This is a genomic window from Dubosiella newyorkensis (genome assembly GCF_001945605.1).
Taxonomy (GTDB): domain Bacteria; phylum Bacillota_I; class Bacilli_A; order Erysipelotrichales; family Erysipelotrichaceae; genus Dubosiella; species Dubosiella newyorkensis.
The window spans coordinates 1-12,712 of the sequence record NZ_MPKA01000047.1 but is presented as its reverse complement, the minus strand read 5'-3'; the positions used below and the strand labels follow the sequence as shown (position 1 = coordinate 12,712).

Below are 12,712 nucleotides of genomic sequence, written 5' to 3'. Positions count from 1 at the left end.
AATAAACAAAAGATATATAACTGTTCGAAATGAAAGATCGATATAGAAAGGAGCTCGAATGACTTTTTTTACTGGAAAGCTCATTGATTGCACTGCGCTTGACGAACAAGGGGTCGAGGCTGGAAGAGGACTTTGTCTTCGCGATATCGATCCAGCCATTGATCAAGAACGCCTCAAGGACCATATCCATTCTAGAGCGTTTCGACAAGATCCGCAAATCATCAAAAAAAAGCTGCAGGACGAGATTCAAGCGGCGCTCGATCGCCATTGCGATTCGATCGTCATGACGATCTCTTGGTCGATCCTTTTTCCCCGCGGCGATGAAGAATATCCCAACGAAGAAGGAATCGCCATCTATCAAGAGTTGTTTGAAACGCTTTCTAAGCATGACATTGAGCCGATCGTGATCCTTTGTCAAAGCTTGATGCCTCTTGACCTTGCCTTATCCAATCAAGGGTGGAGCTCGCGACAGACGATCGACACCTACTTGAATTTTGCGTATACGTGTTTTTCTCGATTCAAAGATTTGGTCCATTATTGGATCTGTCAAGCCGATCCTTTTTCGATCACATCCGATCCTTTTGTCAATGCGGGGATCTTGAACGCTCAAACCAAACAATGCCGAAAAGCGTGTCATTATCGGCGATTGGCAATGGTTTATACGAAGCTTTTATTGGAAAAGGTCGACTCCGCCGCCAAGCTCGGTCTTCAAATCGACCATTACGATCCTTCTTCTGCCTACTTGGTCCATGATGATCGAGGACCGGCCTATCCGTTGGAGAATTTCGTGGAGCCTTTCGATATCGACTTGCTGAAAGAGGAAGCGATCGATTTTGTGTTCTTGAACGATGCATCTTGTTCCATCGATCTCGACACGCTTTATAGAGTGTATCAAAAGCCGCTGCTATTGGTCGGAAAGCCGAAAGAGAATGTTAGGCATTTTGTTATTGGTATCGTATCGAAAAAGGTACAATAGCATTAGAAGCTATCGAAATGAGGTGTAAATTATGGCAGAAAAAACTGAATTGTTGACTCAAAAAGAGTTAGTAGAAAATCAAGCCGAAACGATGGAAGAAATCAAGGCTCATATCGTCAAAGCCCAAAGCGTTCTTGAGTTGGTGACAAATTCACTTGAGACAAAAGCAAAAGAAGGAACAGACGATATTTCTAGCGAATTGAATTCTTTATCTACAGTATACGACCAATTGGAGCATGCGTTCTTGGACGCAGAGCAAGTAGAAGACTTCTTGAAGGAAGCCGAAGTCGTAGACGAAAGAAACGCATAAATAACATAGGAGCTGTAAGTCTGTCTTATAGCTCCTTTTAGAAAGAAGATGGAACTATGAGTTTTACAATTAAAGATCTAAATAAAGAAATTGCTGTGATCACTTTGAACATCAATAAAGAAGAATTAGAAGAAGCAATCAAAAAAGCAGCTGAAATCACAGGAAATGAGGATGAAGCCGCCAACCGTCAATACGCGATCCACATGGAAGCAAGCAAAGCGATCCAAGCTGTTTTCGAAGAGAAAGGCTTGAAGCTGGCCAGCGAGCCGAAAGTGGATGTCAAAGACGAAGAAGATGGCGCCATTGAAGTCACGATCACATGTCCGCTTGTCCCAGAAGTCACTTTAGGACAATACACTGGCTTCAATATCTTAAAAGAAGCGGTGGATGTCAACGACGAGCAGGTGCTTGAAGAAGTCAATCGCCAGATCCAGTCGCAATCGCTTTGGGAAGATGTCGATACGCCAGCGGAAAACGGAAATCAAGTATTGATCGATTTCACTGGCGAAAAGGACGGGGTGCCTTTTGAAGGCGGAAGCGCCAAAGACTATCCGCTCATTTTAGGATCGAATTCATTCATCCCAGGTTTTGAAGATCAATTGATCGGCATCAAAAAAGGGGAAGAGCGCGAGATCAACGTTTCGTTCCCAGAAGATTATTTTGAACCTACGCTTGCTGGACAGCCAGTTGTTTTCAAGATCAACTGCAAAGCCGTTCAAGAACAAGTCAAACCAGAATTAAGCGACGCGTATGTTGAAAAATTAGGCCATGAAGAGATCAAGACGGTCGAACAGCTCAAAGCCGTAACGAAAGAACAGCTTACAAAGATGAAAGAGCAAGAGGCTGAAAACAAGCAGGCGATGGAGATCCTCGATCAAGTCGTTCAGCAAGCGAAAGTGGAAGTGCCGCAAGCGATGATCGACAATCAAGTCGCTCAGCATCTCAATGAGCTTCAAAGCCAGATCCAACAATATGGCATGGATTTCAATCAATATATGGAAATGACCGGCCAGACGTTGGATGATTTCAAAAAACAAATGGCTCCAAGCGCCGAGCAGGAAATCAAGCAAGCTTTGATCTTAGCGGCGATCGCCGAAAAAGAGCAGATCCAAGTCGACCAAGAAGAGATCGAAAAAGAATATAATTTGTTGGCGAGCGTTTATCAAATGCCAGCTCAGCAATTGCAGATGTTCGTTCCGGCTGAAGCCGTCGCTGCTCAGCTCGTTCAACGCAAGGCTATTGATTTTTTACGTAAAAACAATCAATAAGAAGGTTTTCACGATTCGCGATTTATGGTACACTAACTCCAAGATTGAAAAGCTATGAAAAGAAGAGTACTCCTTTCATTTGTTTTCAGAGAGGCTTTGGGCGGTGAAAATAGCCAACAATGAAGGAAGGAACATGGTCTTGGAGCTGTCTGTCTGATAGGTAAGGCAGAATGGTGCCCGCCTTTATCGGGTTAGAGGTGGATCATCTCCACGAATATAGGTGGTAACACGGCTTTCGTCCTATGGCGAAAGCCTTTTTTTTAGGAAGGAAACACATATGAAAAAACAAGGACTTGGAACGATCAGCGTGCAAGGAGGATATAGGGCAGGCAATAAAGAGCCACGCCAAGTGCCGATCGTGCAATCGACAACATTTAAATACGACAAAGCCGACGATATGGGGGCTTTATTTGATCTAGAAGCGGATGGGTATTTTTATACGCGTCTTCAAAACCCGACGAATGACGCCGTTGCCACAAAGATCTGCGCGCTCGAAGGAGGAAGCGCGGCGATGCTCACTTCTTCAGGGCAGGCGGCCAACTTTTTTGCCGTCTTCAATATCGCGCAGGCAGGCGATCATATCGTTTGCTCGACTTCGATTTATGGAGGGACGTACAATCTTTTTGCGGTCACACTCAAACGGATGGGGATCGATGTCACGTTTGTCGACCCAAACGCGAGCGAAGAAGAACTGAGCCACGCGTTTCAAGACAACACGAAAGCGATGTTTGGAGAAACGATCGCAAATCCCGCCTTAAGTGTTCTAGATATCGAAAAATTTGCTCGAGTGGCCCATGCGCATGGGGTGCCTTTGATCGTGGACAATACGTTTCCAACACCGATCAACTGCAGACCGATCGAATGGGGGGCGGACATTGTCACGCACTCGACCACAAAATATATGGATGGCCATGGTTGCGCAGTAGGCGGAGCGATCATCGATAGCGGGAATTTTGATTGGGAAGCGCATGCCGACAAGTTTCCAGGTTTGACTACACCAGACGAAAGCTATCATGGAGTGACCTATACGAAACAATTCGGGCAAGAAGGCGCTTATATCACGAAAGCGACCGCCCAGCTCATGCGGGATCTTGGAAGCATTCCTTCTCCGCAAAATGCTTTTTATTTAAATCTAGGTTTGGAATCACTTCATGTTCGGATGCCTCGTCATTGTGAAAATGGCCAAAAGGTCGCGGAGTTTTTAAAGGTGCATCCGAAAGTGAGCTCGGTCACGTATTGTGGGCTGCCAGAGGATCCGTATTATGAATTGGGACAAAAATATTTGCCAAATGGCTCTTGTGGTGTCGTTTCTTTTGAATTGGCCGGGGGCAAAGAAGCGGCGATCCGCTTTATGGAGCATTTAAAGATCGCGGCGATCGAAACGCATGTAGCGGACGCGAGAAGTTGTGTTCTTAATCCTGCGAGCACGACGCATCGTCAAATGAATGAGGAAGAGTTGAAGAAGGCGGGGATCGCGCCTGGATTAGTGCGCCTTTCTTGTGGTCTAGAAGATACGGAAGATTTGATCGATGATATCGCGCAAGCGCTGGAGGCTTGTTAAGGATGCCGATCAACATTCCTGAAGATCTGCCAGCGACAAAAACGTTATTGGATGAGAATATTTTTGTGATGACGGAAAAAAGAGCGTTGTCGCAAGATATTCGTCCTTTAAAGATCGTCGTCTTGAATTTGATGCCGACAAAGATTGAGACGGAAACGCAGTTGGCCCGGCTTCTTGGCAACACGCCGATCCAAGTCGATCTTGAATTCATCCATACAAAAAGCCATGAATCGAAGCACGTTTCAAGCAGTCATTTAGGAAAGTTTTATCAAACGTTCGATCAGATCAAGGATCAAAAATTTGATGGGATGATCATCACAGGGGCGCCCGTAGAAAAAATGGCGTTCGAGCAAGTCGAGTATTGGGATGAGCTTTGCCAGATCATGGAGTGGTCGAAAACGCATGTCTATTCTTGCTTCCATATTTGTTGGGGTGCCCAAGCCGGTTTGTATTATCATTATGGGATCCAGAAGCGGATGCTCGATAAAAAACTGTTTGGCGTTTATTGGCATACGGTCGATCGGTCTTCGTCGATCTTGTTTCGGGGGTTCGACGATACGTTCCTTGTTCCGCATTCGCGGTATACGACGATCTTGCGGGAAGATATCGAGCAGATCGGGGCGCTAAAGATCTTGGCTTCGTCTTCGGAAGCGGGTGTGTTTGCGATCTCGACAGAAGGTGGTCGGCAGATTTTTGTGACAGGTCATGCGGAATACGACGCGCATACGCTGGAAGACGAATATTTGCGGGATAAGAAGCTAGGCCTTCCGATCGATGTGCCTGTGAATTATTTTATCGATGACGATGAGACAAAGGGGATCAAGATGCAGTGGCGATCGAGCGCGAATTTATTGTATGCGAATTGGCTCAACTATATTGTCTATCAGACAACACCATATGATCTCGATCATATTGGTTGAAGAAAGGATATTTATGCAATCAAAACGATGGTCTATTTTGGCGCTTTGTTCTTGTTTGGCAAGCGGGTGCGCGGCATCTACGGATGCGTATGTGGCTTCCTATCCGAATATGGTCCAGTATTCTGAAGATAACTATGAAGATTGGATGGATGATCAAGCGCGCTTTCAAGACCAATACGAGGGCTATCGAGAAGGGCTGGATGTTTTAGATCGAAAGCTGCTCGTGGCTTTTATGAAAAACAATTTCGAGAATCGGACGATCTCGCCTTTGAATTTGACGCTGGCTTTAGGGATGTTGGCTCAATCTTCCTCGGGAGAGACCCAAAAACAAGTGCTCGATTTATTAGGGGTCGATCAAAACGACCTTTCAAAAAAAATGAAGGCGCTTTGGCTAGCCAATTATGAAGATGATGGAACGATCACGTGCAAGCTGAACAATTCGTTGTGGCTTTCGGATAGAGAGACGTATCATACAAAGCTGCTGGAGCTTTTAAAGAATGACTATTATGCTTCGGCTTATATTGGCGATATGCAAAGTCCTGCCTTTGCCAAAAAAATGCGGGATTGGATCGATCAAAATACGGGAGATCTTTTAAAGAACAGCACAAAAGACCTGGATTTTGATCCACAGCAAGTCATGTCGATGATCTCTACCCTCTATTTTAAAGGCGCCTGGCTCTATCCGTTTGATGCTTCATTGACGAGCGATTCATTCTTTCATGGAAAAAAGGATCAAAACGTTCCATTCATGTCTCAAACTTTGACAACTTCCTATGTGAATAGTGAGGCGTATGAGGCGATCGGATTGCCAATCGAAAATGAGGGCGTATTTTGGCTCGTTTTGCCGAAAGATTCGCTCAGCTCGCTTTGGGAGAGCGAATCAAAGCCGGAGGAAGAGATGGCGATCGTGCATTTGGCGATGCCTAAATTCGATGTGGAACGAATGCTTTCATTAAAAGAGACGTTGCAGTATCTTGGCGTGAAGGACGCGTTCGATCCTAATACGGCTGATTTTTCGCCGCTTACGGATGCTTCTGTCTATGTGGATGATGTTAGTCATGGCGTTCGGGTCAAGGTCGATGAAGAGGGGGTCGAGGCGGCGGCTTTTACGAAGCTTGATTTTGAGACGACCGCGCTTATTCAAAAAGAGGTCGATTTTGTACTGGATCGTCCGTTCGCGTATGTTCTTCAGAGCAAGGATGGGTCTATGTTGTTGGCAGGACAGATCACAGAGATCGAGACGAAATGAAGAAACGATATTTTATGGAAGGCCTGAAAAGCGGACTTCCGATTTGTTTAGGGTATTTTTCGGTTTCGATCGCTTTTGGTATGATGGCGATCCATTTAAAACGGCCGATCGGAGAGGCGGTCTTGATTTCTTTGACGAATCTTACGAGTGCTGGCCAATTTGCCGGTTTGAAGATCATTGGGAATCGGGGCGGTTTGATCGAAGTGTTCTTGTCGACATTGATCATCAATGCGCGATATTTTTTGATGTCGCTTTCCATCTCGCAAAAGCTCGCGCCGAAAACGAAATGGTATGAAAAGCTGCTGATCGCTTATGGGATCACGGATGAGATCTTCGCGATCTCGATGTCTCAAACTCGAGCGTTGACGTTTTCGTATATGATGGGTGTGATCGTGATTTCTGTATTTGGTTGGGTGAGCGGGACTTTTGTTGGGGGGATCGCTTCCTCATTGCTTCCAGTCTCGGTCATGGATGCTTTTGGGATCGCCTTGTATGGAATGTTTATCGCGATCGTCATTCCGGCAATAAAGAAAAATCGAAACAATCGGATCGCGGTGATGATCGCTCTTGTTCTCAGCACGTTTTTTTATTTTTCTTCGTGGCTGAGCGAAGGGTGGAGCATTATTGTGATCACGGTGGGTGTAAGCGCTTTGATGGCGTGGCTATGTCCGATCGATCAAAAAGAGGAGGCGTTTGTGGATGGCTTGGAAGGAAATGCTGGTGATGATGATCACGACGTACGTGATCCGGCTTAGTCCTTTTGTTTTATTTCGAAAAAAGATCAAGAATCGGTTTATTCAAAGCTTTTTGTATTATGTTCCTTATGTCGTTCTTTCCGCGATGACGTTTCCGGCGATCTTGTTTTCGACAAGCTCTAAAATTTCAGCGCTTCTAGGAACGGGAGTAGCGATCGTCTTGGCGTATGAGGAAAAAAGCTTGATCGTGGTGGCTTTAGGCGCCGCGATCGGAGCTTGGTTTGGTGGTTTGTTTTGATATTTAACATTTTCTAAAATATTTAATAAAATGTATTGACTTTAATAGAACAAATAGATATAGTATGTGAGCACCAAGTTTGGGGAAGCTCGGTGCAAAGACTATAATAATAATTTTGGAATGAAAGTCAGCCTTGATCATACTTTCTAATGAATAATACTATCCTATACTCAATCCTTGATACCATATTCTATGACACGATTGATTTTCAAATATTTATTAGGAGCTGCTTTCATTTCGCCGATGATTATGTTGTGAGCGATCATGACCTTTCACCGGAAAGCAATCGTGTATCAATGAGCGGAAACGCTCATTTTTTTTTACAAAATACACTAGATTGACACGTTATATATAGTAAAAATTGAAATCGATTTACATATTCCGTTTCATCGTTTTCAAGAGTATATTGATGTTGACACAAGCACATACCACAAATTAGGGAGGAATAATCATGAATCAATCATCATCCAAATTAAACAAAACTTTGATCCTGCTCAATGAGCAGTCGGCTTTGAGTGTGAACAACGGCAAAGTTTATCTTTCGGTACAACCAATGCGCAAGAAGGTTTGGAAAGACACGCTTCGCAAATACGATCAAGACCGCGTTCAAAAATCATATGATCTATAATAGGAGCCAAGGGGAGGCTCCTTTTTTTATCCGTTCGCTTCTTAAAAAAGAGAAACCTCCCTGAATTCTTTGTTCAGGGAGGTCTTCTTTTTGGTTCAATTTTTGTCTTTTAAGGCGAGATTTATGAGTTGATCTGTCTGGTCGGCTAAAAATAGAGGAATGTTCAAAAGATCTCCATCGAGTTTCAAATTGTCTAAAGAAAAGCGAATCCGCAATTTCATTTCATTTGGATAAAGTTCTTTAAATTTTTTTAAACTTTTACTTGTTGTATTGGAATTGGACTTTACTTCAATCGGGAAAAGATCATTTTCTCGTTGAATTAGAAAATCGACTTCATAGGGGGGATTTGTTTGCTTCCAATACCTAGGGGTAACTTCGAATTGTGTGATCAATGTCTGCAAGATGAAGTTTTCAGAAAGAGCTCCCTTGAATTCAGTAAATAATCGATTTCCTTCACCAAATGAACGAGGTGAAAGTTGCGATAAGGAGCGGAGCAAACCAAGGTCGGAAAGGTAGATTTTGAAAGCAGAAAGATCATCATAAGCTTTAATTGGTAAACGAGGCGCAGTACTGCAATAAATTTTGTGAACAAGTCTTGCGTCAACAAGCCATTGGAGTGCGTCTTCGTATTCACGTGCTCTAGCACCTTCTTTTACCACCTTATAAATAAACTTTTTATTTTCTCGGGCGAGTTGGGAAGGAATTGATTTCCAAATTAGAGAAATTTTAGGATAGGTATTTATGTTTGGATGTTTGGCGAAATCTCGTTCATACGCTTGCAATATGTCAGTTAAAACTGCTTGCATAGCCGATACATCGTGAAATTCTGTCCACATTTTCACTGACTCAGGCATTCCTCCAGTAATGAAGTACATTTTTAATTTTTCAGATAATGGATTAAAAAAAGCGTCAGGGATTGGCTCGATTGTTTCTAAACTTTTTATATACGTATAAAGATTTGTATCTCCATTCGCTAGCAAAAATTCAGAAAAAGTCATTGGTTCGATTTGTAGAAAATGAACCTGACCAACAGGAAAAGAGGAGGGCTTTGAAAGAGCGATGCCTAGCAAAGAACCTGCGCAAGCAATATGGTAGGATGGGGCGTTTTCATAAAAATATTTCATTGAATTGATTACTTTTGGACAGTCCTGAATTTCATCGAATATAATCAAAGTATTTTCTGGAGTAATCGTTTGTTGGCTGATGAGCATGAGGTTTTGTAAGATACGGTTAACATCTTTTGTTGTTTCAAAAAATTGTTTATACTCTTCGTTTTCGTCAAAATTAAAATAAGCGACGTGATCATAATAACGTCTGCCAAACTCTTTTAATATCCATGTTTTTCCAACTTGTCGAACGCCTTTTAAAATGAGTGGTTTTCGATAGGGAGACTTCTTCCATTCTACAAGTTTTTCCATGATAAATCGTTCCATTTCTTTTCTCCTTTATTTATTAATTATAGAGTTTATTTTAGGAAAAACAATTCGAATCCCGAAAATATACATAAAAATGTGAATGTCTTCACGCTTTTATGTATATTTTCGTGAGGAACGTCACATTTTTATGTAGATACAAGTAAATTTGAATTAGCTACTCTGACTTTTTGCGCTCTTTATTGATCTCATCAAAAAGAGGAGGATGGATCGTCTTTTTCCATTTCTTTTTTTACAGCTTCTTTGAAGAGCTTTTCATGTCCGTCTTCGCTTAGAAGCGCTTCTTTGCAGGAAAGAAGGTGTTCTTTTTGTTCGGCTGAGATCGTTGGATAGTGTGGATCCATTTCTTTGAGCGTTTTAAAGATGACTTCCGATACGAGATAGCGGGTGTACCATTTTTGATCGGCGGGGAAGACATACCATGGACATGTTTTGGTCGAAGTGCGATCGACCATCGATTCATACGCTTTTGTGTATTCGTCCCAAAGCGCGCGCTCGGCTAGATCGGCTTCGGAGAACTTCCAGTTTTTATCGGGCTGATCGATCCGTTCAAGAAAGCGTTCTTTTTGGGTTTCTTTGGAGACGTTCAAAAAGATCTTGATGATCCGATAGCCGTTTTGTTCGAGATATTTTTCGTAGTTGTTGATTTGCTCGTAGCGTCTTTGGATATAGTTGTCCTCTTTGTCTTTTTGAGGGAGCGCGTAGTTTTTATAAAGCTGATGAACTTTGACCACGAGCACTTCTTCATAATAAGAGCGGTTGAAGATAGCGATCTTGCCTCGTCTAGGAAGGGCTTTGTTGAAGCGCCACAAAAAGTCGTGGGCGAGCTCTTCATGGGTGGGTTGCTTGAAGCTGTGGACATCGATGCCTTGGGGATTGATCCCCGAAAGCACGTGTTTGATCGTGGCGTCTTTTCCGGCCGCGTCTCTAGCCTGCAAGACGATGATCAAGCCTTCGATTCCTTGGGCGTAGAGTTTTTCTTGCAGCGACTGGATCTTGAGCTGATTGGCTTCGGTTTCTTGAATGATCTTTTGTTTATTGACGTGATCTTTTTTCGAGTTGGTTGGCAGTTTTTTTAGATCGATCGTTTTCGATCCATCGAATTTATAGTTTTCAATCATTATTGGTCCTCTTTTTTTCTTTCATTATAGAGCTTCCTTGGTTAAAGATGAAACAAAATGAAAATGAAAATAAAATTTGAAAATTTAATACTTTTTGCTTGCATTCTTTTTCAATTCGGTGTATTCTCTAGACATCCAATAAAGCAAAGGCGCTTATAAACCGATACATAACGGGTTATAGGCGCTTTTTCTTTTGGTCAGAGTCGGGAGGAGAGAGATCTATGATTGAAGAAGTGCTCAGCCAAGTGTTTGGAATCTGGTTTTTGATTGGAGCCGCGTTAGTATTTTTTATGCAAGCCGGATTCGCGATGGTGGAAGCGGGATTTACCCGGGCCAAAAATGCTGGAAACATCATCATGAAGAACACGATGGATTTTTGTTTGGGAACGGTCGCGTTCTTATTATTGGGATTCAGCTTATTATGCGGGGCCCAAGGAAATAGTTTTATCGGATGGGGGTGGACATCCATTAACGGATTTTGCCGGAACGGATTGGTCGACTTTCACATTCAACTTAGTATTCTGCGCCACGGCCGCTACGATTGTATCGGGGGCGATGGCCGAACGGACTAAATTTATTTCCTATTGCGTCTATTCTTTCATTATCAGCTTGGTGATCTACCCGATTGAAGCGCACTGGGTGTGGGGTCCGGATGGATTTTTGACAGCGATGGGATTCCACGATTTTGCTGGATCGGCCGTGATTCACTTCGCTGGTGGATTGTGCGCCTTTATTGGAGCCGCGATGTTAGGCGCTCGTATTGGCAAGTTTGATAAAGATGGCAAGCCTCGTGGTATTCCTGGACACAACATTGTGGTCGGAGCTCTGGGTGTATTCATCCTTTGGTTTGGTTGGTATGGATTCAACGGGGCGGCAGCGACGAGTGGTCTTCAATTAGCCACGATCTTCGCGACGACGACCGTTTCGCCAGCTCTTGCCGCTTGCACGGTTATGGCATTTACTTGGTTCCGTTATGGGAAGCCGGACGTTTCTATGACGTTGAACGGCGCTTTGGCTGGATTGGTTGCGATCACAGCAGGATGTGATGCGGTCAATGTTTGGGGCGCATGCATCATCGGTATTGTGTCTGGTTTGCTTTGCTGCTTGTTTGTTTGGCTTCTTGATTATAAATTACACGTTGACGATCCTGTTGGGGCTGTCGCGGTCCATTTTGCGAATGGTCTTTGGGGAACGTTAGCGGTTGGTTTGTTTGCTTGCGGAACGGAAACGATGCCAGAAGCGGTTGGTTTATTCTATGGCGGCGGATGGCAGCAGCTAGGAATTCAAGCGTTTGGTTTATTATGCATCGGTGTCTGGACAGCCATTACGATCTTCTTGACTTTCTTCTGCATCAAAAAGACGATCGGTCTTCGGGTCACTCCGCATGAAGAGATCCAAGGTTTGGATAAAGAAGAACACGGTTTGGATTCAGCGTATGGCGGATTTGTGTTTGAGACTGACATGTCTCCATACGCGCCAGTTGAGATCGCGATCCCGACTTCTGAAAAAGAGGTTGTCGTCAATGTTGAAGATGCCGTTCCAGTTCGGATGAAGGAAGGTACAGGCGAATTCTCGCAAGTAACGATCATTACGAAACCGGATCGTTTTGAAAGCTTGAAGAACGAATTGGATAAGATCGGTATTGGTGGAATGACTGTTACGAATGTTATGGGTATGGGTGTTCAAAAAGGGCAAACGACATATTATCGTGGAGCTGAAGTGGAATCGAAACTGCTTCCTAAGATGAAAGTCGAGATCGTCGTTTCTGAAGTTCCTGTGCAAAAAGTCATCGACGCGACAAGAAAAGCGTTGTACACAGGTCAAATGGGCGATGGTAAGATCTTTGTTTACGATGTAGAACAAGTCGTTCGGATCTCTACAGGTCAAAAAGGAAAAGACGCGCTCAAATACAACGAAGCCTGATCAATATATATATATATATATTGCATTATTACCTCTTAATATACACTCCTTGCGGAAGCGGCGCTTCCGCTTTTCTTTTTCTCTTTGTTTCTCTCTTCTTTTTTATTGCTGTTTAGACAGAAAAAAAGGCCTTGCGGCCTTTTTTCCAAGAAAGTTTTAAGAAAGGGAATTTGATTATGAAGTGAGCTATCTTTAGCTCGACTATAGTAAACCATATTCTAGAAAGATCTACAAGAAAGATGCTCTGCAAAATTGACAAAAGAGTTATAATTGATTCAAGAATGTAGAGGGTGGAATTGTGAGAAAAAATTATGGAGGAACGTCATGGTA

At 43.3% G+C, this 12,712-nt stretch carries 11 protein-coding genes, 1 pseudogene and 1 other annotated feature; of the genes and pseudogenes, 10 read left to right on the top strand and 2 right to left on the bottom strand.

Features of this window, described 5'->3' with window-relative positions:
• Window positions 1–58 precede the first annotated feature (58 nt).
• The 9 genes from BO225_RS02790 (at window position 59) to BO225_RS12295 (ending at window position 7,905) form a co-directional block, all read left to right on the top strand.
• Window positions 59–976 carry a family 1 glycosylhydrolase gene (locus BO225_RS02790; RefSeq protein ID WP_076340761.1) on the top strand — a complete coding sequence of 306 codons (918 nt, stop codon included), beginning with the start codon at window positions 59–61 and terminating at the stop codon, window positions 974–976.
• 31 nt (window positions 977–1,007) lie between these two features.
• Complete coding sequence (locus BO225_RS02785; RefSeq protein ID WP_076340760.1) at window positions 1,008–1,286, top strand: hypothetical protein; 279 nt, start codon at window positions 1,008–1,010, stop codon at window positions 1,284–1,286.
• Window positions 1,287–1,342: 56 nt separating this feature from the next.
• On the top strand, window positions 1,343–2,554 hold the full coding sequence (gene tig / locus BO225_RS02780) for a trigger factor (protein ID WP_076340759.1): 1,212 nt from the start codon (window positions 1,343–1,345) through the stop codon (window positions 2,552–2,554).
• A 45-nt stretch (window positions 2,555–2,599) separates the two neighbouring features.
• Window positions 2,600–2,800, top strand: a binding site (T-box leader).
• 31 nt (window positions 2,801–2,831) lie between these two features.
• Window positions 2,832–4,115, top strand: a complete 1,284-nt coding sequence (locus BO225_RS02775; RefSeq protein WP_076340758.1) for an O-acetylhomoserine aminocarboxypropyltransferase/cysteine synthase family protein — start codon at window positions 2,832–2,834, stop codon at window positions 4,113–4,115.
• 2 nt (window positions 4,116–4,117) lie between these two features.
• Complete coding sequence (gene metA / locus BO225_RS02770) at window positions 4,118–5,035, top strand: homoserine O-acetyltransferase MetA (RefSeq protein WP_076340757.1); 918 nt, start codon at window positions 4,118–4,120, stop codon at window positions 5,033–5,035.
• A 13-nt stretch (window positions 5,036–5,048) separates the two neighbouring features.
• Entirely contained in the window at window positions 5,049–6,284 is a 1,236-nt protein-coding gene (locus BO225_RS02765) for a serpin family protein (protein ID WP_076340756.1), read from the top strand.
• Window positions 6,281–7,039 (top strand): AzlC family ABC transporter permease, encoded by a 759-nt coding sequence (locus BO225_RS02760; protein WP_076340755.1) that lies wholly within the window; start codon window positions 6,281–6,283, stop codon window positions 7,037–7,039. Before BO225_RS02765 ends, BO225_RS02760 begins: the two co-directional genes overlap by 4 nt.
• A complete protein-coding gene (locus BO225_RS02755) occupies window positions 6,984–7,277 on the top strand; it encodes an AzlD domain-containing protein (RefSeq protein ID WP_076340754.1) in 294 nt (97 codons plus the stop codon). Before BO225_RS02760 ends, BO225_RS02755 begins: the two co-directional genes overlap by 56 nt.
• A gap of 451 nt (window positions 7,278–7,728) precedes the next feature.
• On the top strand, window positions 7,729–7,905 hold the full coding sequence (locus tag BO225_RS12295; RefSeq protein ID WP_158023778.1) for a hypothetical protein: 177 nt from the start codon (window positions 7,729–7,731) through the stop codon (window positions 7,903–7,905).
• A gap of 95 nt (window positions 7,906–8,000) precedes the next feature.
• Here the strand turns inward: BO225_RS12295 and BO225_RS02750 are convergent, their stop codons facing one another.
• Both BO225_RS02750 and BO225_RS02745 read right to left on the bottom strand, forming a co-directional pair.
• Window positions 8,001–9,338 carry an ATP-binding protein gene (locus BO225_RS02750; protein ID WP_076340753.1) on the bottom strand — a complete coding sequence of 446 codons (1,338 nt, stop codon included), beginning with the start codon at window positions 9,336–9,338 and terminating at the stop codon, window positions 8,001–8,003.
• A gap of 191 nt (window positions 9,339–9,529) precedes the next feature.
• Window positions 9,530–10,459, bottom strand: a complete 930-nt coding sequence (locus BO225_RS02745; protein WP_076340752.1) for a polyphosphate kinase 2 family protein — start codon at window positions 10,457–10,459, stop codon at window positions 9,530–9,532.
• A gap of 221 nt (window positions 10,460–10,680) precedes the next feature.
• On the opposite strand from BO225_RS02745, the pseudogene BO225_RS12975 reads away from it, so the two are divergent.
• Window positions 10,681–12,382 (top strand): annotated as a pseudogene (locus tag BO225_RS12975) (ammonium transporter).
• Window positions 12,383–12,712 lie beyond the last annotated feature (330 nt).